Raw genomic sequence first — 23,089 nt, forward strand, 5'->3', positions numbered from 1 at the left:
CTTCCTTGTCAGGAGAGGGTTTACCATGAGCCATGTTTTATCCACATTAGTGTTATCTGACCGCGTGCAGCGGGTATCGATGTCACCGAACGCGGCAGCCAAACAGCTGACTAACAGCCTGAAAGAAGCCGGTGTAGATATTGCCGACTTAACGACCGGCGAGCCAGATTTTGACACTCCGGAACACATTAAACAGGCAGCTTACGCAGCCATTGAACGCGGTGAAACCAAGTACACGCCTACGCCGGGCATCAAACCACTGCGCCAGGCCGTACAGCGTAAACTGGCGCGTGAAAACAAGCTTGCATTTGACGCCGGGCAAATCGTCATCGCCAACGGCGCCAAACAGATTATTTTCAATGCCTTTGCCGCAACCCTCAATGACGGCGACGAAGTGCTGGTGCCGGTGCCATTCTGGCCGACTTTTCCGGACAGCGTGCGTTTTAACGGGGGTACGCCGGTATTCCTCGATTGCCCCATCGAGCAGGAATATAAGCTTACTCCCGCACAGCTTGAGCAAGCGATAACTCAGCGCACTCGTTGGCTAATCCTTAATAATCCGGGTAACCCGAGTGGTGCAGTTTACGATGCCAACGAGCTGGCAGCACTGGCTGAAGTGTTGCGTCGTCATCCGCAGGTGTGGATTTTGCTCGACGAACTTTACGAGCACGTGTTGTTTGATGGCCGTCAGCATGTCAGCCTGCTTAACATTGCCGATGATTTACGTGAGCGCACCTTGCTGGTTGGCGGAGTATCAAAAACGTATGCCATGACCGGCTGGCGAATTGGTTACGGCGTGGGTCCAAAGGCGTTGACCAACGCGATGGCGGTGGTGCAGTCGCAAAACAGTTCTGGTGCCAGCTCGGTGAGTCAGGCCGCGGCAGTAGCCGCTTTCGATGGCGGTCTGGCGTTTATTCAGCCTCAGGTGGCGGCTTATCAGGCGCGTCGCGACGTGCTGGTGGAGACGCTTTCTCAGGTCGAGGGGCTGCGTTTATTGCGTCCAGAGGGCGCATTCTTTGTGTTCGTCAACTGTGAAGGTTTGTTGGGTCGTCAGCGTAGCGACGGCAAGCTCATCGAATCGGAAAGCGACGTGATGAACTTCCTGCTCGAAAGCGGCGTTTCTGGTGTTTCGGGAAGTGCTTTCGGCCTGTCACCGTATTTCCGTCTTTCAATTGCAACAGATTTCGCCACTGTAGCAGAAGCTGGCAAGCGCATTGCCAGAGCCTGTGCCGAGCTGAAATAGCTTTTTATCTCATCAGGGCATGATGAATTTCAGGGCATGATGAATTTCTTGCCCTGATGTTTTATTGCTCAATTTGAAACAAATAAATAACATTATCCCGCTAATTGTTTACAAATGCTGATAATTAACATCAAATACATAACACCTATAAATACTAAGGGTTATTCGATGTTAAGCAGAAGACAACTCCTGAAGTCAGGAGCCTATTTAACGGGCTTCGCCGCGCTCAATCCTGTCCTTTCCTGGGCGGTTTCACCGTCTCAATCCAGCGATACCTCAGCGTTTTATCAACTTTCCTTAATGCTTACCGGCAGAAAACAGCTTAGCCAAGTGATCACCCAGCGCGCTTTGCATTGCCTGAGTGAAGAAGATTCGCAGTTTCCGACCCAAATGCAGCAGTTGTCGCGGGCAATCACCGCCGCAGGCATTACGCAAACCGATGAGCTTAACGGCCATCAGATTATGCTCGATGCCGCGACCGGTGCAACGGCCAGGAAGATTGTCTCGGCCTGGTATCTTGGTTTTACCGGAACACCCGTCTCGCTGCGTGCGGTAGATAATACCCGTTTCGTCACTTATACCGACGCCATGATGTATACCCCGACATTAGATGCCACGGTGATCCCGACCTATTCCCGCGGCCATACCAATTACTGGACTCAGCCTCCAGCAACAATAAAAAACGATTAATTAATTTTTCTAATTATGTGAGCCAGTAATGACTAAACAATATGACGCCGATGTCATCGTGATCGGTTCGGGCGCGCTTGGCAGCAACGCCGCGCATACCCTGGCCCTGAAAGGGCGATCGGTGATTATCCTTGAAGCCGGTGAACGAATTCCGCGCTGGAAAATCGTTGAAAACTTCCGTAATTCGTCGAAAAAAGCCAACTATAACTCGCCTTATCCCAATCAGCCCTGGGCGCACCACTCTTACGACGAACAATATATCGAGAACACCGGTTCGTTTGATTTCCGTCCCGGAATGCTAAAACTGGTTGGCGGCACGACCTGGCACTGGGCAGCGGCCTGCTGGCGCTATTTGCCCAATGACATGAAGCTGAAAACTCTTTACGGCGTAGGTCGCGACTGGCCGATGGAGTACAGCGAACTGGAGCCGTTTTATCAACGAGCCGAAGAGGCGCTGGGCGTTTGCGGCAGTGATACCGATGATCAAAGCGGGCAGGCCGGACAGCCTTTCCCCCCGCGATCCAAACCTTATCCGATGGAGCCAGAGGGTGAGACTTATCTGTTCCAGCGAGTGAAAAGCCGGATTAGTCCTGCGGGATATCATTTCATTCACGAGCCAAACGGACGTGCGACACGCCCTTACGATGGCCGCCCGGCCTGTAGCGGCAACAATAACTGTATGCCGGTATGCCCGATTGGCTCGATGTACAGCGGTGATAAGCACGCCCAACATGCCGAAGACGCCGGAGCCAAACTGCTCACCGATTCCACTGCCTGGAAACTGGAGAAAGGGCCTGACGGTAAAATTGTGGCCGTTCACGTGCGAAGCTCCACCGGTGAGGACACCCGCCTGACGGCAAAATACTTTATCGTTGCCGCTCACGGTCTGGAAACCGCCAAGCTGCTGCTGATTTCGGACGTCGCCAACAGCTCGGATCAGGTTGGACGAAACCTGATGGACCACACCGGCATGGGGCTGCAATTTCTTGCCGATGAGCCAGTCTGGCCGGGACGCGGCGCGGTGCAGCAGGGCGGTATTTTTAACTATCGCGACGGTGATTTTCGCAAAAAACATTCTGCCATCAAGCACGCAATGTCCAATAACGTACCCAATATGACCGTGGCCCAACGGCTGATTGCCAAAGGGGTGATGGGTAGTGAACTCGACAAACAGATCCGCCATCAGGCCGCGCGCTGGGTGGATATCTCCACCGTGTTCGAAATTTTGCCCCATGCCACCAACACGGTTCGCCCAAGTACGACGCGCAAAGATGCGCTGGGCATTCCAATGCTCACCGTGCATTACGAGGTCGATGATTACGTCAAAGCCGCTAAAGGCGTGGTCGATGCGGACTATAAAAAATTCGTCAGCCTGATGGGGGGCACGGTGATTGAAGATAATACCGGCTGGCAAAACCGCGACCACCTGATGGGCACGGTCATCATGGGTGATAACCAAAAGGACTCAGTGGTCAATCACGAATGCCGAACCTGGGATCACAGCAACCTGTTCCTCGCAACGACCGGCGTTATTCCTGCGTCGGGGGTGATAAACCCCACGTTAACAGGCGTCGCGCTGAGTATTCGCGCGGCTGAAATCATCGATAAAGAGATTTGAGCAGGGGAAAATGATGAAAATTTCTTTGAGGGTGTTAACTGTCGCAGCGTTAATGGCAGGGTTTTTTAACAGCATTTCAGCTCAGGCAGCCGATGCAGCAACCGATCAGCTGATTAAACGCGGGGAGTATCTGGCGGTCGCGGCCGACTGTGGCGCCTGCCATCGCGCGGTCAGGCAAGGCGGCGCGCCTTATTCCGGCGGTTTTGCCATTGATTCGCCGATGGGGCGGATTATCTCCAGTAACATCACGCCATCAAAACAGTTTGGCATGGGTAATTACAGCGAGCGGCAATTCTCCGATGCAGTGCGCAAAGGTGTCGCCGCCGACGGAAAAAATCTCTATCCAGCAATGCCTTATACCGCCTATCACGGTTTGACTGATGACGATGTTCACGCGCTGTATACTTATTTTATGCAGGGTGTAAAACCCTACGACGCCGCGCCGGCAGAGCAAACGCAGCTCAGCTTCCCATTTAATATTCGCCAGATTATGTGGGGCTGGAATTTGCTTTATCGAGACGACAAACCGTTCGCCAGGCAGGACGGCGCGTCAGAGCAGCTTAATCGAGGTAAATATCTGGTCGATGTGTTGGGGCACTGCAGCACGTGCCATACGCCGCGCAATATGATGATGGCAGAAGAGAGCAGTCAGAATCTCGCCGGGGGACCGCTAGGCGGCTGGTATGCGCCGAATATTACCCCGGATAAAAGTGGCATCGGCGACTGGAGCCAGGCAGACATTGTCACCTATCTCAAGACCGGTCATCTTGCCGATAAAGCACAGGCAGCGGGTCCGATGGGCGAAGCGGTCGAGCACAGTTTCCGTTATCTGAACGACGGCGACCTTAATGCTATTGCCCTGTGGATCAAGCAGGTTCCGGCGATGGCGACGCCGGTTGCTGCCAGAGCGGCGACTCCCGCCGTGGCCACTGATATTAATCAAATTATCGTGGGTCAGGGCAGTCAATCCTCGCTTGCCGCGAGTAAAACCACTGACGGTGCCGAGCTGTATAACGGCGCCTGTGCCAGTTGCCACGGTATTGAGGGGCATGGCACGAAAGATAATTTTTATCCTTCGCTGACCAGCAATACCGCCGTTTCAGGGCCGAATGCGCAAAATTTGGTGATGACTATTGCCAACGGCATTGAGCGCAAAGGCAACGATATTGACGTAGCGATGCCAGCGTTTGCCAACCAGATGAACGATGCTCAAATTGCCGCAGTCAGCAGCTATGTGCGCAATCAGTTTGCTAATATCAATCAGCCGGTGACCGGTGAACAGGTTAAAACCTGGCGTCAAGGCGGGGAAGCGCCGTTTGTTGTCCGCTATGTGAGCTACCTGATGGCCGCTGGCGTCGTCGTCGTGCTACTTATTATTTTTGGCCTGCTGCGTTTACGCAAGAAGTCTTAATTTAAAAATCAGCACGACGTGGCGAGTGGAGCAAATAATCAGCAGTTAAATCAGTAGTATTGACTGCTGGCACACAGTGCTTACTTTTTAGGGGGCTATCGCTGTAGGATGCTAAAGTATCTCAACTCGATAGCCCTTTTTTAACGGAGAAGCGTATGCCACACGTAGATTTGAAATTCATTACTCGCAACCTGACAGAAGCTCAACAAAATGCTATTTCCGACGACCTCACTGAGGTGCTGAAAAAGCATTTCGGCAGTTCTGACGAAGCAGTTTCCATTCGCCTGAATGAAATTGCCAAAGATGACTGGAAGAGCGAAGTTTATGAGCCAATCATCAAGGCGCATCTGGATGAGTTGGTCAAAAAACCTGGCTACACCATGGACTGATTGCCATTCTTTTACAGCAGCGGCGCAGCTGTTCGGCGTTGGCTGCTGTAATCTCGCTTATGTTAACAATATGTTTAAGTTGGCGTGGCCGTTCACCTTCTCATTTAAATACCATTAAACCTTAAACTTTATAATTTCCTTAATTTAGAATCAAAGCCTTACGCAGGCGTAAAACACAGGAAATAAAGGATGAGTGAACAGCACGTCGAGCCTCGCAGTGGAATAGTTCGTCTGGTATTTGCAACACTATTAACCGGTATCGCAGCGGGAATAGGCGGCATGTTGCTGGCCCTGTTGCTGCACGCTATCCAACATTTTGCTTTCGGCTACAGTCCCGACGCCATTATCAGTAAAGAGAGTTTCCTTGAAGGCGTCAGCGCCGCCAATGCCTCACGACGACTTTACGTGTTGGTCGTCTGTGGCCTGATAGCCGGGATCGGCTGGTATCTGCTTTATCGCTTCGGCAAACCGTTAGTCAGCATTGCCAACGCGGTCAAAAATCCGCATAAGCCAATGCCTTTTTTCTCTACGCTTGTCCACGCTTTGCTGCAAATTATTACCGTGGCTCTAGGTTCACCGTTGGGTCGCGAGGTTGCGCCACGTGAAGTCGGCGCGATTGGCGCAGGTTGGCTGGCGCAGCGTTTTCATTTGACGGTGCCAGAAACGCGCATTCTGGTGGCCTGTGGCGCAGGTGCCGGGCTGGCGGCGGTGTATAACGTGCCTCTCGGCGGGGCGGTGTTTACCTTGGAAGTGCTGCTGGGCGCCTTTAGCCTCGAGCTGCTAATTCCTGCTATCTGCACCTCGTCTATTGCCGCGCTGGTGGCCTGGACAGGTTTGGGTAACGAATCTCAGTATCACCTGCCGCAGTTGGATATTACTTCAGGGCTGGTGATTTGGTCGGTGATTTGCGGGCCATTGTTTGGTATCGCCGCCAATCTGTTTACCCGCGTGATGACCAACGCGCGTAAAAATGCCAAACGTAACTGGCAGATGCCGGTATTTTGTTTGCTGAACTTTGCCATTCTCGGGCTGCTTGCGGCGTGGTTCCCGCAATTGCTGGGCAACGGTAAAGGGCCGGCGCAAATCACTTTCGATAGTGAAATCACGCTGTATCTGGTGGCGGGATTACTGGTGTTAAAATTACTGGTGATCTGGGGCAGTCTGCGCTCTGGGGCTGAAGGGGGGTTGCTGACGCCAGGATTATCCAACGGCGCATTGCTGGCATGCATTTTGGGTATTATCTGGGACCATTTCTGGCCAGGCACTGCAATTGGCGCTTTTGCTATTGTCGGCGCAGCGGCGTTTCTAGCATCCTCAATGAAAATGCCGATTACCGCCGTGGTATTAATTCTGGAGTTCACCCGTGTTAATCACGATTTTTTAATTCCGATTTTATTTGCAGTCACCGGTTCAATTGCCACCAGCACGCTAATCAATAAAAAATTTAGTCGTTAATTTATCGTTATGTAAGGGAAGATCATGAATGAATTCATCAAGGCAGTGCCTTTAGATAAATCCTGGCGGCTCATCAATCATGGCCCAACGATTTTAGTCTCTGCCCGCCATGACGGCGTTGATAACGTGATGGCTGCCGCATGGGCCTGCGGGCTGGATTTTTCACCGCCCAAGCTTACTGTCGTGATCGATAAAATAGCTAAAACTCGTGAGCTGCTGGAACAAAGCGGAATGTTTGTGATTCAGGTTCCGACGGCGAAACAGGCGGCGATGACTTTGCAGCTTGGAACAGAAACGCTGGCGACGCAGCCAGACAAGCTGGTGCGGGCAGGGGTCGAACTGTTCAACTTCGACGGTTTTGACCTGCCGTTTGTCGAGGGTTGTTCCGCGTGGCTTGCGTGCAAATTGATCCCGGAGCCGCACAATCAGCAGTCCTACGATTTGTATATCGGCGAAATCGTCGGTGCCTGGGCCGACAAACGGGTGTTTGAAAACGGCCATTGGCTTTTTGAGCAAGCGCCTGCTGAATTACGCAGTCTTCACTATGTTGCAGGCGGACATTTTTACGCCATCGGCGAGGAGATTATCGTCGGCGAAAGCGAGAAAAAGTAACAGCAGGAGGAAGGCTACGCTGTAGTTAAGTACTGAGATTGCTGGTTATGTTGGAAGTCTTCATAACTGGCAACTTTCAGGTAAATCATGTACCACCATCCAATCAATGCCCCTTCGATAGTTCCCGCACCAGCCCCAGCCGCTGCGATTCAGGCTGATGTAGGGCAGCAAACGGCCTCAGCATCCAGTTTCAACGATGTGCTGGAAAAAAAGCATGGCAAATCGCCGCAAAATGGCGTTGCAACGGCGCTCAATTCAAAAGGTTTAATCGAACAACGGTTTCTAAAACCTCTTTATCGCGCTGACCGTCGTTCTCTTGCAGAAATAAAAACAGCGCTTTCAAATCATGATTGGTATTCAGATAATTTTGGTGGGATTGATCAAATGACTGAAGAGGGTGAATCTACTTTAATCGTGGCCGAAACTGTGGAAGGGGTTAGAAATTATCGTGAGACGGAACCTGAAGGCTCTTTTTACCTATATAAAATCCATCCATCAATACCTGAAGTGGTTGGTGTTTCCTTAAATCATAACAGGGACGAAAACCTTAGGAAATTGATTACTCATCTGGGTCATAAAGGGGAGGGCGTTCCTGAAATGGACAAAGACGAAATACAAAATTATCTTAGAAATAACACTGAATATGCGACAGATTTCGACGAAGTTCATATTTACAGTAGAACGATAAAACCTGAACAGGTCGAAATTATTGCGGATCGGTTAAAAGATCTAAAAGCACGATAATTTTCTGGTTATTAATGAGTCGTTAATTTTCAATCCCTTAGCCCTCCGTAGCATCTCCAACCAACAGTAGAAAGATCATCAGATGTTGCCATGTTGAATAGCTACGCCGAATACTGCTCTCAGCGTGTACTGGCAAATCAGGGGCCATAGAATTCAAATGAAAGCCATTATGACAATTTTGTCATCCTGAGGTCATCGCATTAACCCGGTTTAGCTGCCATCTTTAATGTACCAGGCTGAATAAAAATCAAGCTGCTTTCGCGGCTTGCCCGTTCGCCGACACTCCCGTGAGGTACATTATGAAAACAGCGCAAAAAAGATTCTCCTCTTTACGCCGCTCAGGTCCGTGGGGCGCGTTTATTGCCATCACCGCGCTGCTGTGGTGCAGTATTGCCTGGTCATTTGGCGGGGCAGAGCCAGCAGTTTCCATTCCAGCACCTATAAAGGATGAGGCGCCAGCCAGTTCGCATTCCGAAACTGCGCTGTTTGCCGGCGGTTGTTTTTGGGGCGTTGCGGGCGTGTTTCAGCACGTAAAAGGGGTGACCAAAGTGGTCGCGGGTTACACCGGCGGTTCGGCAGATACTGCCAATTATGAAACTGTCAGCAGTGGCGATACTGGTCATGCTGAATCCGTCCAAGTCACCTTTGACCCCTCGCAGGTCACTTACGGGGCACTGTTGCAGGTGTTTTTCTCAGTGGCGCACAACCCTACCGAGTTAGACAGGCAAGGCCCGGACAGCGGCACACAGTATCGTTCGGCACTTTTCCCGCTGAGTGATTCCCAGAAAAGCGTGGCTCAGGCTTACATTGCTCAGCTAGATGCCAGCAAAGCGTTTGGCAAGCCATTGGTCACCACCGTTGAAAGCCATAATCATTTCTATCCGGCAGAGAGCTATCACCAGAATTATTTGGTGGAAAATCCTGATGCGCCTTATATCGCAATCAACGACATGCCGAAAATTGGCCAGTTGAAACAGCTGTTTGCTGCACGTTACCGCACCGATCCGGTGCTGACGCCGGTATCTACAGGTTCGTAAATAGCCAGCCTGCGGGCTGGCTGGTAAGTATCAACACTCATTTCAGGCACCAAAACCGCCGTCAATGGTCAGCGCTGAACCGGTGACCATTGCGGCCTCGGCACTGGCTACCCAACTTACCATTGCCGCGACTTCATCGCCGTGAGCGTGGCGTTTGATAGCCATAAAACTGTGCATGAGTTCGTTTAACGGGCCATCGGCAGGGTTCATATCAGTATCCGTGGGACCGGGCTGTACCACGTTTACCGTGATGCCGCGTGGGCCAAAATCGCGCGCCAGTCCTTTTACCATTCCCTGTAAGGCAGACTTGCTGGTGGCATAGGCGCTGAGCCCCTGCATTGGCATTCTGTCTGCGTTAGTTGAGCCGATAAACACGATTCGGCCATCTTTGGACATCTGCCTTGCGGCTTCAACTGCGGCAAAGTAGGGGGCATGAATATTAATCTGGAACAGTTTTTCTATCTCATCGGCGTTGAGAGTCAGCGGATCTCCGGAACTCAGCACGCCAGCATTGACAATCAGCACATCCAGCTTGCCCAGTTTACTGATTTGACTGGCAATCGCGTTGCGATCGGCGCTGTCGAGCTGTAGCGCGGTAGAGCCTGTTTGTTGAGCCAAAGTTTCAGCGGCCGAGTGTGAGTTTACGTAGCTGAAAACAACCTCATCACCCTGTTCGGCAAATTTTTTAACGATTGCAGCACCGACTCCACGGCTGCCGCCCATGATAAAGACCTTTCTTTTATTCTGGGTATTCATGATTTTTTCCTGATTTTGTTGTGATTGACGAGTGATTTAGTCGATTTTTTGCCACAAATCATTCCGATGCCGGGTCGAGATGCTGACGCTGTCCCGGTGGAAATCCGTATTTGTTCGCCCGCGAGGCAATAGCCAAGCCCAACAAGGTCAAAGCAATGATTGTCCAGGAGAAATATTTAACCCCGGATTGTTCAAGTAAAACGCCGCCGACTATGCCGCCGAGCGCGATAGCTAAATTCCAGACCACCACGTTCATCGACAAAGCAATATCAGCGCCTTCTCCTGCCGCATCGGCCAGCGCGGTTTGCAGCAGTGTTGCGGCACCGCCAAAAGTCAGACCCCATATCGCCACGCCGCAATAGACTATGGTCGGTGATGACCCCTTTAATGCAAACGCCAGCATTGTTAGCGCAAAAATCCCAAGGCTTAAAAGCACGGCGCGGCGTAAAAATCGTTCAACTATTTTGCCGGTTAAAATAATTCCTGCCAGAGCAGCGATGCCGAAAGTAAGCAGCACCAGACTCACATTTTTCTCAAGCCCGGCCTGCGCAATAAATGGGCTGATAAAGGTGTAAAGAATATTGTGAGCGAGGATCCAGGCCATAACGACCGACAATACAGGCCTGACGCCCGGGGTCATCAGCACCTGACGCAACGCTAGGGCAGACTTGCCAGACTGTCCGGGGAAATTGGGCAATGAAATCAAGATCCAGACAATCAGCAGTACCGACAAGCCTGATATCACGCCAAAAGTCAGCCTCCAGCCTAATAGATCCCCCATCCAGGTTCCCAGCGGTACCCCTAAAGAGAGCGCAATCGGCGTTCCCACCATGGCAATAGCCATGGCTTTTCCCTGTTGTGACGGTGTAACCATTCGGCGCGCGTACCCTGCCAGCAGGCTCCAGGCCAAACCGGCAGCGGCACCTGCCATAAAGCGGGTAAAAAGTGTCAATACATAGTTTTCAGAAATAGCAGTCAGTGAGTTAAAGAGCAAAAATCCCAACACCGTGAGCAAGATAACGTGGCGACGAGGCCAGCTGCGCGTCATCAAAGTCAAAGGAATAGCGGCGATTAGCGAACCTGCCGCATAGGCGGAAATCAGTTGACCGGCATAAGACACAGAAACATGCAGACCTTGAGCAATCTGCGGTAAAAGTCCGGCAGGAACGGTTTCAGTCATGATGCAGATAAAACCGGTCATCGCCAGGGCCAGCAGGGCCATCACCGGCAAGCGTTGAACCTCGGGTGGTGAACTGACTTGGTCTGAATTGCCCCGATAATGCATAATTTTCCCACTTATATATCGATTAGTACATAAGTGTTGTCATGGCGGCGGCAGCTTGTCAATGATTTATGTATCGACTAGTATATAAATATTGTCATTGCTATGGAGATTTTCATGAGAACCGGGCGTCCAAGACAGTTTGACCGTGATACTGCGGTGCAGCAGGCGATGCATCTTTTTTGGCAGAACGGATATGAATCTACTTCACTGGCGCAGCTAAAAGCCGCGATGGGTCAGGGTATTACAGCGCCCAGTTTCTACGCAGCTTTTGGTTCCAAGGAAGCATTGTTCCGCGAGGCCGTGTCGCGCTATCTGGCTTCTCACGGGCAGGTAATGGAACCGCTATGGGACAATTCCCTGTCTCCTGTCGCGGCCATCGAATTCGCACTTAGACAGTCAGCCCGCATGCAGTGTGAGGAAAATCATCCACAGGGTTGCATGGTAGCACTTGGGGTAATGTCGGCATGTTCCCCTGAAAATCAGCAGGTTATGCAGCCACTGAAAGATTCTCGCCTGCGAACTCGGCAGGGTATTAAATCTTGCCTGCAACGTGCGATAGAATGCGGTGAACTAAAGGCAACAACTGATGTGGCCGGATTAGCGGCATTAATTGACAGCTTTTTACTCGGTATATCTACGCTTTCACGTGACGGTGTCACGCTAGCCGTTATTGAAGGTGGCATTTCTCAGGCAATGAACATACTCGAGCAAAATCGCGCTTGACCTGTTGCAGGCGAATCCTTGAATACAAAACATTAATAATAGTGATGTTTTATTGCCGTTCGAATATTAACTATGCTATCAATACCTGATAAAACTTTGTCTTTCAGGGAGTTGGCATGGAGTTGGAACAGCAGGCCGAGGGCAGCAATCAGCTGGTCAGCGCGGCCTTTATGGCAACAGTGTTACTTTTAGGGATCTCCGGCGCGTTTCAATGGCCAGTACTCAGCCTGTTTCTTACCCGCAATACTGGCGCAACGCCGATGATGGTTGGCGCTTTTTATACTGTCAATGCCATTGCGGGTATCGGGATGAGCCAGCTTATTGCTCGACGTTCTGATGCCACTGGCAACCGCCGCAACCTGATTATTGCCTGTTGTTCTATTGCTGTGGTGAATGCGCTACTTTTTGCCTATAACCGCCACTATTGGGTGCTGATTTCACTGGGTGTGCTGATGTCAGCGGTTTCCATCGCGGCAATGCCGCAAGTATTTGCACTTGCTCGCCAATATGCTGATCAAACAGGCGGCGAAGTGGTGAAGTTTACCACTCGCATGCGGGCGCAGATTTCGCTTTCGTGGATCGTTGCTCCTCCGTTGGCCTTTTTTACCCTCGCGCATTTTGGTTTCACTGTCCTTTATTTAATTGTCGCCTCTCTGTTTGCGCTGGCATTATTGCTGGTGGTTGCTTTACTGCCTTCGTTGCCAGCATTGCCTGTCCAGGCTATTGAAACCGGGCCAAACGTTTCTAAAACCAAGGACAGGGATGTTTGGTGGCTGTTTGCCGCCTTTGCATTGCTGTGGGCCGGAGATGCGATGTATCTTATTGATATGCCATTATATATTTCAAGCCTGAGCCATGTCGCAGCCGGTTTCGCCGGTTGGTTGTTGGGCGTGGGTGCAGGATTCGAAGTGTTAATTGTGTTGTTCTCGGTGACATTGATTCATCGTTTCGGCAAACGCCCGCTGCTGCTGGTGGGGGTGCTGAGTGCCGTAGTTTTTTATGCCGGTATGGCCTTGGTTGTTTCACCGCAAGCTTTGATGGCAATACAGATTTTTAACGCATTGTTTATTGGTATCGTTGGCGGAATGGGCATGCTTTATATGCAAGATTTATTGCCCGCAGCCCCTGGTTCTGCCAGCACGCTCTACAGCAACAGCGTTTCCACCGGCGCCATTATTGCCGGACTGCTTCAGGGGCTGGTGAGTGAGAATCTCGGACATCAGCCCGTATATTGGGTTGCAATGGTGATTTCACTGTTGGCGCTGGGTATGGCGTTGCGGGTTAAAAAGGCATAACGACCGTTATAGGGTCTGAAAAATAGAGAGGCTGTCTGGACCTGCGCTAAATATGTTATTTTATTGAATGCCTTTAAATCATCAGACAGACCCATGGACAATATAGAAAATCTCACCGCAATGGTGGTCTTTGCCCGCGTGGTTGAAACGCTAAGCTTTACCGAAGCCGCTAAATCCCTGCGGCTGTCGAAGTCTTCCGTAAGCCGTGAAATTGCCAGCCTCGAAGTTCGCCTTGGCGCGCAGCTACTTAATCGCACCACGCGTAAAATTGCCGTGACTGAAGTCGGGCTGAGCTATTACCAGTATTGCCATCGCATACTCAATGAAATCAAAGGGGCGGAGCACTTCATCCGCCATTTTCATGAGGAGCCGATGGGCAATCTGCGACTGATTGCGCCAGTAACCTTTGGCTGTCAGTGCATCGTGCCAGTACTGAATACTTTTATTAACAACAATATACACGTCAATGTGGATCTCGACTTGACCGATCGCCCGGTTAATATGGCCGACGATCTGTATGATATTGCGATTGTCATCACTCGCGACAAACCGGACAGCGCGCAGCTCAAGCCTTTGATCCCTATTACCTGGGGGCTTTACGCCGCGCCGAATTACGTGGCCAGACTGGCAAAAATCAATAAACCGGGAGACTTGCCACGCTACGACTACATACTGTTTCGCGGTCCGGCGCATACCATTTCGCTGCCGTTCTACAAGGACAAGCAAAAGCTGGATATCGAAGTGCACAGCCGTTTTCGCATGAACAACAGCGTGGCTTTGATGAGTTCGGCGATTTCTGGCGGTGGCATTGCTTACTTGCCTGATTACATTGCTCAGGAGTCAGTAAAAGAAGGAAAACTGGTTCGCCTGTTACCCGACTGGCAGATGGATACTTATCATTCGTGGGTAATGTTTAAATCCGAGAATCGTTTGTCGGCGCGAGTGCGGTTGTTTGTCGATGATTTAGAAAAAAACTGCGTAAGAATTATATGAGTTGAAAACCTAAGTCAGCCCTAATTTTAAGCCTGACTAAGACGAAATCAGATAAATATCAGGTGCATTAACATAAAAAACGGGTGCCACTTAGGCACCCGTTTTGCTGTCTGGTAAAGCATTGCGGCTTGGCAATGACAGGACTTAGTAGTAATTACCTTGACGGTAATCCCAGGTCAGGAAAATATCAGACATGATTGACATGATTTTATCAACGTCCAGACCTTTACGGATCAGGATAGGGCATGGAGTCACGCTGCGTTGACCCTTCTGCTCAGGTACCAGAGTACCGTTTTCGTCGACCATGGAAACCATCACACCTTGCTCGTAACGAGTTTTTTCGCTTTCGTTTGGCTGAATTGAAGTCACGTATTCGTTAGCTTCAATGATCAGGTCAGCGTGAGATTCGATACGCTCGCCGATACCTTCAACTTTGCCGCGGTTGCCTTTACCAGATGGATTGGCAGAGCTGGCGAAAGAGAATTTACCGTGGTTTTCCCACAGTTCTTTAGCCAAAATTTCACCCGGCTTACCAAACTTGATAACGAAGCAGCTGGTGTCACGCTTGTCCATCATCATGGTTTTAGAACCATCATCAGGAATACGTGCCTTGGCTTCTTCTTTCCACGGCAGGATACAGCCCAGCAAAATATCTTTGTCCCAGTGCTGCTGGTACATCGCTTCGATTTCTGGATTCAGCTGAGCCAGTGATTTCAGCTGCTCCAAAGAGCCACACAGCACAACGCCCGGCTTGTTGCGGTTACGTTCTTTGGCTTCGAATTTACGGTCAAGACCTTTTGCATCGGAAGTCATGATGATATAGCCAACTTTAGTCGGGCAGACGATCATACCGCCGTCTTTAGACAGGATCTCTACCGCTTCAGGCTGTAAGGCACCATTCCATTGAATTGTTTTGTTAGACATATCTCATACCTTTCGATTGCATTGATTAAGGATATTCGGTGTTCCGAATCAGTGAATTCATCCTACCGTATTTTTTCAAAACCGCGAGCATACAAAGCGAAAATAAGTGATTGTTCCAATGCTGCAACAAAAGGCGCAACAGGAAAGGTAATCTAAATATTGATTGAGAGGGTAAAGTGGAGAGAGCCAGCCCTCTGACTGAGGGCTGGACAGGTATCTTAAACGGTTGGCCGGTAACCTTTGCAGCCGTACCAGGCAATATAGATGTAGCACACCAGTGGAACCACAAACGACACCAGCAGCGAAGCGTGATCGGCAACGGTCGCTTGAATGATTGGCATGATGGCACCACCAACGATACCCATGCACAGCACGCCAGAAGCACGCCCGGTCAAACCACCCAGCCTGTTCAGCGCCAGCGAGAAGATTGTCGGGAACATTATCGAGTTGAACAGGCCTACCGACAAAATCGCCCACATGCTGAACGTGCCCTTGGTGATGATTGCCGCAGCCAGTAACAACACCACAATAGTGGCGTTAAATGCCAGCAGGCGGTTGGCCTTGATACGGGTCATCAACATGCTGCCGAGGAAGCGACCTACCATCGCGCCACCCCAGTAAAGAGAGAGTTTCTGACTGGCGTCAACCGCCGACAGTGCAGCGACTTCCGGGCGTTCAAGCAGGCTAATCAGGTAGCTGCCAATGGAAACTTCAGCACCGACGTAGGCAAAAATGCCGATAACGCCCAGCACCAAGTGTTTTCTCTTCCACAGGCTGTGCTCTTTACCATCGTCTTGTTCGATTTCATTTGTTAACACCGGCAGCTTGCTGAACTTGATGACCAAGGAGATAAGCACCAGTAACGCAGTCAGCACCAGGTAAGGAGTTTGCACAGAGGCAGACTCGCTGGCCAGATAATGTTGAACTTCACCGGCAGGCAGTTGGCTTATTTGGTCGGCACTAAGTACCGCCGTCGATAGGATAAACATCCCGCCGAGGATAGGGCCTAAAGTTGTTCCCAGCGAGTTAAATGCCTGAGTCAGGTTCAAACGGCTGGCCGCAGTCTCCGGAGTTCCCAGCGAATTGACATAAGGGTTTGCGGCAACCTGCAATAAGGTCAGGCCGGAAGCCAGAATAAACAGAGAGAGTAAAAACAGCGGGTATGAACGCAGAGAAGCTGATGGGTAAAACAGCACGCAGCCAATGGCGGCTACTAATAATCCGATGATAATACCTGACTTATAGCCAAATTTGCTGACCACTTTACCGGCCGGATAAGACATCACAAAGTAGGCGAAGAAAAAGCAGAATTGGACTAATGAGGCCTGAACATAGCTCAATTCAAACAGAGATTTTAAATGCGGGACCAAAATGTCATTAAGAGAAGTAATTAATCCCCACATAAAGAAGAGTGCGGTTAATAGAGCCAAAGGCCCTTTGTAACTTGTGGTTTTGTTGTTCATGAAAATTCCTGAAACCTATGGCTGCCAGATTATTCGCCTTTAGAGGCGCCTCTGGCTTAACGATAAAATGCCGATGCCTGGCTGAGCATCGTTATCCGACCCTGATGACATCTATGTTGTGCCGATCAAAAAAGTGACCTGACGCACATTTTTAGCGTGCGAAAGATTACATAAACTTGAAACGAAGACAAGGGTCTGCAACCCCGGTTAACACTTTTAGACGTGGTGGCCTTTTGACGATAAATCTTTTAAAAAGATAGGTTTACTACGTGGCTGGTGATAATTGAGCGACTGAGCCACAGAGATTAGTACAATATTTGTGATCTAGATCTCACAAAGCCCTCATTTCAGAATAATTAACGACATAATAATTATTTAGGCGTATTGTTTGAAAACTGACTTATGTCAAATATTCCTCATTGTTGAAGCCACTGCCAACTTCACTTTTTTGCCAGATTGCCTCTCTCGATAACCTGTCCTTAAGGACGTGATGCAGAATCGCCAAGTTAGCCGAGTTTTTATATTAATCCTGTGGGTTACAATTATTTGTTTGTCGGGATCAACCTTTGCCTTAAATAACGAAGACTATACCCGAACAACGAATACTTTTATGGCACAAATTCCTTTTATGAACCCGTATATGCCGCTTGCATGGCAAATGAAAGTGCATTTTCAGCCGATATGGCAGCTGAACGAGTTCAGCGTTTACAGCATCATGCTCTATCTCTATGCCAGTATTATTTCATTATTAACCTCATGGTTTGACCTGATGTTAATGGCCTCAATGCTAAAGTTCATCTATCTGCTTGAGCTGTTTGCACTGAGTAAAATATTTTTTGATTATACTCGCAAGCCACATTATTTTATTTTTACATTATTCATCATTCAATTATTTTCTTCATCAATCCTCAGTTTTATAGCTTCCTTCTATCAGGACTCAATCGTTGTCTTCACTTTGCCAATACTGTGTTATGTCCTCTGCAAACCAGTAAAATATCAATCTTGTATGCTGTTTTTACTTGCCAGTGCGATAGCTTGCACAAAAACGCAATACTTTTATCTGCCACTGCTTATTTTGGTCGGCTTGTGGCTTTTTAATGAAAAAGTAGACAAGAAAAAATATATTGCGTTGTTTTTGTCATTTGTAATGGCATTGATCGTTGTCTCTCATTCCAATAAAACCTTGCCTTTAAATAAATACAATTCGAACTATTTTGGGGCTTATTTATATCAGACGCTGAATCACATTGAATTAGATAGCAGTGTTGAAGCTGAATGTGTTGGCATAGATCCGTGGAATCAAAAATACGATTTCAATTTGGGTAGTGTGGTAAATCCGAAACCCAAAATAGGCTGCTATGCACGCCATCACTCAGATGCAAGTTTTAGTAAAAGTTTTGCTGTCTTCTTTAAAAGACCTGCAAATTTATTAACTCTGCCATTCGATCCCTCTATACAACGACAAATGAAAGAAGAATACTTCAACTTAGCTTATGCCAATAAATATTTTTCAAGCCATGATCAGTTTGTTTCAATGGTAACGGAGTTGAAAGATGACATCTATGGCCCGTGGCGATATTTAATCGCGGTACTCATTGTCTTATTGTCATTTTTCTTGAAAAGTAATCCTCAAGCAAAGCTTATGTTTATTCTTGGCGTCTTCTGTAGTTCTCAACTCTATATTGCTTTCTTTGGTGAAGGCTATCGCGATATGTCGAGACACCTTTTTGCCATGAACTTCTCTTTCGACCTACTCATCTTCATCTGCATGATGATGCTAGCCCAAGCCTTGTTTAAAAGGTGGCAAAACAGGGCGGTTGTATCAATCAAATAGGAATTGGGTAAAGTTTAGGTTAGAGCTTGCGTCGGGTCTTTGATAAGATTTTGCCCTACGGTTGCAACAGATAACCGACGCCGATAAACCCTTTACCCTGATAATGGAATAAATATGTCAATAAAACTGATTGCGGTGGATATGGACGGGACTTTTCTCAACGATGAAAAGAGTTACGACAAATCCCGTTTTCTGGAACAGTACACCAGACTCAAACAGCGCGGCATCCATTTCGTGGTGGCGAGCGGCAATCAGTATTACCAGCTGGTGCATTATTTTCCTGAAATTCATAAGGAAATAGGTTTTGTAGCGGAAAATGGCGCTTACGTGGTCGATGCTGGAGAAGAGATCCACTGTGGTCAATTTTCCAAGGCAGAGATCGCAAGAATTCTGGCGGTGCTTGCGGATGTTCCTGATATCCAGCTGGTTGTCTGTGGAAAAAACAGTGCCTACGCGCATGACTCGATGCCGCACGCGGTAGTCGAGAAAATGTCCAACCATTATCGCCGCCTCAAAAAAGTCGCCGATTTTACCGACGTTGAAGACATTATTTTTAAATTCTCACTGGGTGTGAAAAATGAAGCTATTCCTGCGCTGTTGCAGAAGCTGTCTATTGAGGTCGGTGACATCTCTCAGCCCGTTGGCAGCGGTTTTGGATTTATCGACCTGATCATTCCAGGCCTGCATAAAGCCAACGGCATCAGCCTGTTACAGGCCCGGTGGGGCGTAAAAGATAGTGAAGTGGTGGCTATCGGCGATAGCGACAACGATATCGAAATGCTGCGCCATGCCGGATTCGGCTTTGCGATGGCCAATGCCAGCCCAACGGTGAAGGAAGTTGCCGGTTACTTTACCGAAAGCAACAACTGTCAGGGTGCGTTGAACGTGATATCTCGCGTTCTGGAACAACAAACGCCGTTTTAGTCCAGAGAAAAGTTTTCGATACTAATATTCTGAATTGGTTATATAACAATACTAATTCAAAATAATTATTTTTTCACAATATCGAATTACCCGCCGCGATGAATCATTGCGGCCTTTGGAGAAAGGTCAGATGGAGAAGGGCACAAAAATCATTCCTCAGTTACAACAAATCCTGGCTTCGGATCAGTTGTTAATCAGTGAAAATGACAAAGCGTATTACACTAAAGGATTTCGCGTCGGCCAGGGGCAGGCGCTGGCAGTTGCCATTCCCGATTCTCTGCTCCAACTCTGGGAAGTACTAAAAGTCTGCGTAGCCTGTGACAAGATTATTTTGATGCAGGCTGCAAATACTGGGGTAACAGGCGGCTCTACGCCAGACGGTAATAATTATGACCGCGATGTCATCATTATTAGTACACGCCGTCTTAAAGGTGTGCAGGTTATTGACAATGCTCAGCAGGTAATCGCCTTCCCCGGCAGCACGCTCACCGAGCTGGAAAAAGCGCTATATCCCCATCATAAAGAACCTCATTCGGTTATTGGATCCTCATGTATTGGTGCATCTGTAGTCGGCGGTGTATGCAATAACTCTGGCGGGTCTTTAATTCGACGCGGTCCGGCATTTACCGAGAAATCTCTGTTTGCCCAGATAAACGATGACGGCACACTTTCGCTGATCAATCATTTGGGTATTTTCCTTGGTAATACGCCCGAAGAAATGATCGCTCGCCTTGAGAGCCAGAATTATACTACCGGCAGCGAGCCAGACTGGGAGGGGAGGATCTGGGCTGACGATTATGCACAAGTGATTCGGGATGTTGACGCCGACAGCCCGACCCGTTTCAACGGCAATGTGCAATATCTGCACGACAGCTCAGGCAGCGCAGGCAAAGTTGCGGTATTTGCGGTACGTCTCTCAACCTTTGATCGTGGTGATAACACCCACACCTTTTACATCGGCACCAACGATGAAGTTGAACTAATTGATTTGCGACGCTATTTGCTGAGAAATCTGCAAGAGTTGCCCCAACAGGCGGAATATATTCATCGTAATGCCTTCGACCTGACAGTGCGCTATTCCAAACATGTTTATTGGGCGATTGACAGACTGGGTCCGCAAGCGCTTCCTTCATTGATGGCGAAAAAGGCGCGCTGGGACGTGCGGGTGAAAAAGGCCGGTTTCCTGCCGCTAAATCTGGTAGATAAAGTTTTGCAGGGCGTGAATAATCTGACGCCAAAACGTGTCGCGAAACGCATTCTTGATTATCGTGATCGTTTTGAACACCATCTGATGATCAAGACCGAATCTCGATATTCTGCCGATTTATTGCGATTGCTAACTGAATTTTTCTCCAACAGAAGTGGAGAGTTTTTTGCCTGTAATGAACGCGAGGAAAAGGATGCATTTTTAGTTCGCTTTGGCGTGGGCGGGTGTACCGTTTCTTATTGCGATTATATGGGAATAGATACCAATCAGCGACTGATGGCTTTCGATGTTGCGTTACGACGCAATGACAGTGAGTGGCGAATTGTATTACCCGCGCATCTTCAGGCACAGGTTCTGGAAGATTCATGCTGCGGGCACTTTTTCTGTTTTGTTAATCACCAGGACTATATCCTCAAACCTGGTGTTGATCCGTTGGCCTTCAAACATGAGGTGCTCGAATACCTCGACAAGCGTGGCGCGAAATATCCCGCTGAGCACAATGTCGGCCACTTGTATCATGCTTCGCCTGAATATGAACAGCATCTGCGGCAGCTTGACCCAACCAATACTTATAATCCAGGCATTGGTAAAACCAGCAAAAATAAACACTGGTCGTAAGCCTTTACAGCCTGCTGGTTACACGGTCAGCAGGCTTGATGCTTTTACGGCGGATAAAACCGTCTTTTATGAAACCCGCCCGTGGATCAAAAGCCTTCTTTTTGCGTCGCTAAAATCTGGTAGGCGGCTTTAACCCGTGCTTCATTGGGATACGATTTATTGGCCAGAATAATAATTGCCATTTTCTTGACCGGCACAAACATCGCATAGGTCGAGAAGCCATTGGTAGAACCGGTTTTATTGTAGATTGCCTGTTCCAGCGGCGGCTGCGGCGGATTGATGGCCTTGGTCGGTTGAGCGTCGGTAATGATCTGCGAGCCGTTATTTTTTAACAGCAGCTCCAGCGGCGAAGGATAGGCATAATTTTCCCACATCAAATCCTGAGTAAATCCGGCAACTCGATAATAACCTCGGTGGGTGGCATCAACCGCGACTTGCCAGCTTGCATCAATGGGCTGTTCATGCAGGTTGATGTCGAGATAGCGAATTAAATCGGCCGAGCTAGATTTCAAGCCATAGGCCTCGGCATCGACCGGGCCGGGCCCGACGCGAACGGGTTTATCCTGCTTGTTGTAACCCTGCGCATACTCGGCCATCTTATCGGCAGGCACTTTAATAAAGGTATTGTGCATCCCAAGTTTCGGCAGCAGCTGTTGTTGCATGACATCAATAAACGGCTGATGGAGACTTTTGGCGGCAATAATTCCCAGCAGCCCAATCCCCATGTTGGAATAAACTCGGACACTGCCAACCGGTTGTGTCGGTTTCCATTGCTTATACCAGTCCATCAGTTGTTGCGGAGTATTTACACCCTCGGGTTCGAACAGCGGCAGGCCAGACGTATGAGTCGCCAGATTTAGCAGGCTGACATTATCAAAGGCGCTGTGTTTTAACTGGGGAAGATATTGACTGGCCGCATCGTTAAACGAGATTTTCCCCTGCTGCTGAGCCCAGCTGGCGAGAGTCGCGGTAAAAGTTTTGCTCAACGATCCAATTTCAAACAGTGTGCTGTTAGTTATTGGCTGGCGTGACTGTCTGGAGGCGACTCCGTAATTATAAAACGTTGTTTCGCCATCGATGCTAACGGCAATAGCCATGCCGGGAATTTGATATTGCTGCATTAATGGCTTAATAATTTGGTCAACTTTTTCCTGCTCAGAGGATTTTGCCTGAGCCGTAGAGGCAAGAATCAAACCTATAAGTGTTGCGGTAACAGCCTGTAATTTCATCCTGTTGAAGTCCTTTTAAAATCGGGGGATTAAAGTCTGAGCGGGAAAAAGAGGAACACAAATTCAGGGATTTTACTGCGATCGTAAGCAAAAAATAATGAACTATCAGATAAAAATCAGGAAAACGCTTGAGATCTTCCTGATCAAATTAAGACAGAAGGGGCTTTATTACGATGCTTTTTGCTGTTCGGTAAAGCGTTTAAAAGCTTCAAGAGTTTCATCGCTAACGTGATGCTCAACACCTTCAGAGTCTAAGCGCGCCGTTTCCGGGCTAATGCCCAGCGCGACGAAAAATTCTTCAACAATGTTGTGGCGCTCGCGATTTTCTGCAGCCAGTTTTTCACCTTCCGGCGTTAAGAATGTGCCGCGGTAGGGTAACTGCCTGACCAGTCCGGCGCTGGCCAATCTTTTCAGCGTTTTGGCAACGGTAGGCTGGGAAACGCCCAATCTTGCCGCTAAATCTACCTGTCGAGCTTCCCCAAATTCTTGAATCAAATCAGAAATTAGCTCAACATAATCTTCCATCAATTCCCGACGATGCGCCTCGCGCACCTGTAAAAAACCCTGAGCGTGATCTTCCACATCCAGCAATGGACTAACTTTCTTATTTTTCACAACGCCCACCTTTTTTCTTGCTCA

21 protein-coding genes are annotated in these 23,089 nt (G+C 49.0%); 15 read left to right on the forward strand and 6 right to left on the reverse strand.

The genetic code is table 11. The annotated features are described in order from the left end of the window. The first annotated feature begins 25 nt into the window (after positions 1-25). The 9 genes from SPM24T3_RS07610 to msrA all read left to right on the forward strand — a co-directional run bounded on the left by SPM24T3_RS07610 (position 26) and on the right by msrA (position 9,199). The gene (locus SPM24T3_RS07610) at positions 26-1,243 is read left to right on the forward strand and encodes an aminotransferase class I/II-fold pyridoxal phosphate-dependent enzyme (RefSeq protein ID WP_009636147.1); all 1,218 of its coding nucleotides are present in this window, start codon (positions 26-28) and stop codon (positions 1,241-1,243) included. Positions 1,244-1,411: 168 nt separating this feature from the next. Next, a complete protein-coding gene (locus tag SPM24T3_RS07615) occupies positions 1,412-1,933 on the forward strand; it encodes a sugar dehydrogenase complex small subunit (RefSeq protein WP_009636148.1) in 522 nt (173 codons plus the stop codon). A gap of 28 nt (positions 1,934-1,961) precedes the next feature. Then, complete coding sequence (locus SPM24T3_RS07620; RefSeq protein WP_009636149.1) at positions 1,962-3,551, forward strand: GMC family oxidoreductase; 1,590 nt, start codon at positions 1,962-1,964, stop codon at positions 3,549-3,551. A gap of 13 nt (positions 3,552-3,564) precedes the next feature. Beyond that, positions 3,565-4,962: a cytochrome c gene (locus SPM24T3_RS07625; protein WP_009636150.1), complete on the forward strand. Its 1,398-nt coding sequence runs from the start codon at positions 3,565-3,567 to the stop codon at positions 4,960-4,962. Between the two features lie 155 nt (positions 4,963-5,117). Further along, complete coding sequence (gene pptA, locus SPM24T3_RS07630) at positions 5,118-5,351, forward strand: tautomerase PptA (RefSeq protein WP_009636151.1); 234 nt, start codon at positions 5,118-5,120, stop codon at positions 5,349-5,351. A 189-nt stretch (positions 5,352-5,540) separates the two neighbouring features. Next, entirely contained in the window at positions 5,541-6,806 is a 1,266-nt protein-coding gene (locus tag SPM24T3_RS07635; protein ID WP_009636152.1) for a chloride channel protein, read from the forward strand. 24 nt (positions 6,807-6,830) lie between these two features. Then, entirely contained in the window at positions 6,831-7,418 is a 588-nt protein-coding gene (locus tag SPM24T3_RS07640; RefSeq protein WP_009636153.1) for a flavin reductase family protein, read from the forward strand. An 87-nt stretch (positions 7,419-7,505) separates the two neighbouring features. Next, entirely contained in the window at positions 7,506-8,162 is a 657-nt protein-coding gene (locus SPM24T3_RS07645; RefSeq protein ID WP_009636154.1) for a hypothetical protein, read from the forward strand. A 299-nt stretch (positions 8,163-8,461) separates the two neighbouring features. Continuing rightward, the gene (gene msrA, locus SPM24T3_RS07650) at positions 8,462-9,199 is read left to right on the forward strand and encodes a peptide-methionine (S)-S-oxide reductase MsrA (RefSeq protein ID WP_009636155.1); all 738 of its coding nucleotides are present in this window, start codon (positions 8,462-8,464) and stop codon (positions 9,197-9,199) included. Positions 9,200-9,241: 42 nt separating this feature from the next. On the opposite strand, the gene bdcA is transcribed toward msrA, so the two are convergent. Continuing rightward, complete coding sequence (gene bdcA / locus SPM24T3_RS07655; RefSeq protein WP_009636156.1) at positions 9,242-9,955, reverse strand: SDR family oxidoreductase; 714 nt, start codon at positions 9,953-9,955, stop codon at positions 9,242-9,244. Positions 9,956-10,013: 58 nt separating this feature from the next. Next, on the reverse strand, positions 10,014-11,240 hold the full coding sequence (locus SPM24T3_RS07660) for an MFS transporter (protein ID WP_009636157.1): 1,227 nt from the start codon (positions 11,238-11,240) through the stop codon (positions 10,014-10,016). Between the two features lie 114 nt (positions 11,241-11,354). On the opposite strand from SPM24T3_RS07660, the gene SPM24T3_RS07665 reads away from it, so the two are divergent. The 3 genes from SPM24T3_RS07665 (at position 11,355) to SPM24T3_RS07675 (ending at position 14,251) form a co-directional block, all read left to right on the forward strand. After that, positions 11,355-11,963 (forward strand): TetR/AcrR family transcriptional regulator, encoded by a 609-nt coding sequence (locus SPM24T3_RS07665; protein WP_009636158.1) that lies wholly within the window; start codon positions 11,355-11,357, stop codon positions 11,961-11,963. Positions 11,964-12,079: 116 nt separating this feature from the next. Next, positions 12,080-13,258, forward strand: a complete 1,179-nt coding sequence (locus tag SPM24T3_RS07670) for a sugar efflux transporter (RefSeq protein ID WP_009636159.1) — start codon at positions 12,080-12,082, stop codon at positions 13,256-13,258. Between the two features lie 93 nt (positions 13,259-13,351). Next, positions 13,352-14,251: a LysR family transcriptional regulator gene (locus SPM24T3_RS07675; protein ID WP_009636160.1), complete on the forward strand. Its 900-nt coding sequence runs from the start codon at positions 13,352-13,354 to the stop codon at positions 14,249-14,251. A 144-nt stretch (positions 14,252-14,395) separates the two neighbouring features. Here the strand turns inward: SPM24T3_RS07675 and SPM24T3_RS07680 are convergent, their stop codons facing one another. Together SPM24T3_RS07680 and fucP are read right to left on the reverse strand one after the other, a co-directional pair. Next, positions 14,396-15,175, reverse strand: coding sequence for an L-threonylcarbamoyladenylate synthase (locus tag SPM24T3_RS07680; protein WP_009636161.1), 780 nt, complete (start codon positions 15,173-15,175; stop codon positions 14,396-14,398). A 218-nt stretch (positions 15,176-15,393) separates the two neighbouring features. Then, on the reverse strand, positions 15,394-16,638 hold the full coding sequence (fucP, locus tag SPM24T3_RS07685; RefSeq protein WP_009636162.1) for an L-fucose:H+ symporter permease: 1,245 nt from the start codon (positions 16,636-16,638) through the stop codon (positions 15,394-15,396). 490 nt (positions 16,639-17,128) lie between these two features. Between fucP and SPM24T3_RS07690 the strand changes: the two genes are divergently transcribed. The 3 genes from SPM24T3_RS07690 (at position 17,129) to dld (ending at position 21,221) form a co-directional block, all read left to right on the forward strand. Then, positions 17,129-18,472 (forward strand): hypothetical protein, encoded by a 1,344-nt coding sequence (locus tag SPM24T3_RS07690; RefSeq protein WP_037377875.1) that lies wholly within the window; start codon positions 17,129-17,131, stop codon positions 18,470-18,472. A gap of 114 nt (positions 18,473-18,586) precedes the next feature. Further along, positions 18,587-19,396 carry a Cof-type HAD-IIB family hydrolase gene (locus tag SPM24T3_RS07695; protein ID WP_009636164.1) on the forward strand — a complete coding sequence of 270 codons (810 nt, stop codon included), beginning with the start codon at positions 18,587-18,589 and terminating at the stop codon, positions 19,394-19,396. Positions 19,397-19,526: 130 nt separating this feature from the next. After that, entirely contained in the window at positions 19,527-21,221 is a 1,695-nt protein-coding gene (gene dld, locus SPM24T3_RS07700) for a D-lactate dehydrogenase (RefSeq protein WP_009636165.1), read from the forward strand. Positions 21,222-21,307: 86 nt separating this feature from the next. On the opposite strand, the gene ampC is transcribed toward dld, so the two are convergent. Beyond that, positions 21,308-22,450, reverse strand: a complete 1,143-nt coding sequence (gene ampC, locus SPM24T3_RS07705; protein WP_009636166.1) for a class C beta-lactamase — start codon at positions 22,448-22,450, stop codon at positions 21,308-21,310. A 168-nt stretch (positions 22,451-22,618) separates the two neighbouring features. Further along, positions 22,619-23,065, reverse strand: coding sequence for a manganese-binding transcriptional regulator MntR (gene mntR, locus SPM24T3_RS07710; protein ID WP_009636167.1), 447 nt, complete (start codon positions 23,063-23,065; stop codon positions 22,619-22,621). Between the last annotated feature and the right edge of the window lie 24 nt (positions 23,066-23,089).

Source organism: Serratia sp. M24T3, assembly GCF_000257645.1.
Lineage (GTDB): Bacteria > Pseudomonadota > Gammaproteobacteria > Enterobacterales > Enterobacteriaceae > Rouxiella.

Bases quoted from the DNA above. Each gene is read 5' to 3' on its own strand.
- SPM24T3_RS07610 (WP_009636147.1), top strand. From the start codon at position 26: ATGAGCCATGTTTTATCCACATTAGTGTTATCTGACCGCGTGCAGCGG.
- SPM24T3_RS07615 (WP_009636148.1), top strand. From the start codon at position 1,412: ATGTTAAGCAGAAGACAACTCCTGAAGTCAGGAGCCTATTTAACGGGC.
- SPM24T3_RS07620 (WP_009636149.1), top strand. From the start codon at position 1,962: ATGACTAAACAATATGACGCCGATGTCATCGTGATCGGTTCGGGCGCG.
- SPM24T3_RS07625 (WP_009636150.1), top strand. From the start codon at position 3,565: ATGAAAATTTCTTTGAGGGTGTTAACTGTCGCAGCGTTAATGGCAGGG.
- pptA (WP_009636151.1), top strand. From the start codon at position 5,118: ATGCCACACGTAGATTTGAAATTCATTACTCGCAACCTGACAGAAGCT.
- SPM24T3_RS07635 (WP_009636152.1), top strand. From the start codon at position 5,541: ATGAGTGAACAGCACGTCGAGCCTCGCAGTGGAATAGTTCGTCTGGTA.
- SPM24T3_RS07640 (WP_009636153.1), top strand. From the start codon at position 6,831: ATGAATGAATTCATCAAGGCAGTGCCTTTAGATAAATCCTGGCGGCTC.
- SPM24T3_RS07645 (WP_009636154.1), top strand. From the start codon at position 7,506: ATGTACCACCATCCAATCAATGCCCCTTCGATAGTTCCCGCACCAGCC.
- msrA (WP_009636155.1), top strand. From the start codon at position 8,462: ATGAAAACAGCGCAAAAAAGATTCTCCTCTTTACGCCGCTCAGGTCCG.
- bdcA (WP_009636156.1), bottom strand. From the start codon at position 9,955: ATGAATACCCAGAATAAAAGAAAGGTCTTTATCATGGGCGGCAGCCGT.
- SPM24T3_RS07660 (WP_009636157.1), bottom strand. From the start codon at position 11,240: ATGCATTATCGGGGCAATTCAGACCAAGTCAGTTCACCACCCGAGGTT.
- SPM24T3_RS07665 (WP_009636158.1), top strand. From the start codon at position 11,355: ATGAGAACCGGGCGTCCAAGACAGTTTGACCGTGATACTGCGGTGCAG.
- SPM24T3_RS07670 (WP_009636159.1), top strand. From the start codon at position 12,080: ATGGAGTTGGAACAGCAGGCCGAGGGCAGCAATCAGCTGGTCAGCGCG.
- SPM24T3_RS07675 (WP_009636160.1), top strand. From the start codon at position 13,352: ATGGACAATATAGAAAATCTCACCGCAATGGTGGTCTTTGCCCGCGTG.
- SPM24T3_RS07680 (WP_009636161.1), bottom strand. From the start codon at position 15,175: ATGTCTAACAAAACAATTCAATGGAATGGTGCCTTACAGCCTGAAGCG.
- fucP (WP_009636162.1), bottom strand. From the start codon at position 16,638: ATGAACAACAAAACCACAAGTTACAAAGGGCCTTTGGCTCTATTAACC.
- SPM24T3_RS07690 (WP_037377875.1), top strand. From the start codon at position 17,129: ATGCAGAATCGCCAAGTTAGCCGAGTTTTTATATTAATCCTGTGGGTT.
- SPM24T3_RS07695 (WP_009636164.1), top strand. From the start codon at position 18,587: ATGTCAATAAAACTGATTGCGGTGGATATGGACGGGACTTTTCTCAAC.
- dld (WP_009636165.1), top strand. From the start codon at position 19,527: ATGGAGAAGGGCACAAAAATCATTCCTCAGTTACAACAAATCCTGGCT.
- ampC (WP_009636166.1), bottom strand. From the start codon at position 22,450: ATGAAATTACAGGCTGTTACCGCAACACTTATAGGTTTGATTCTTGCC.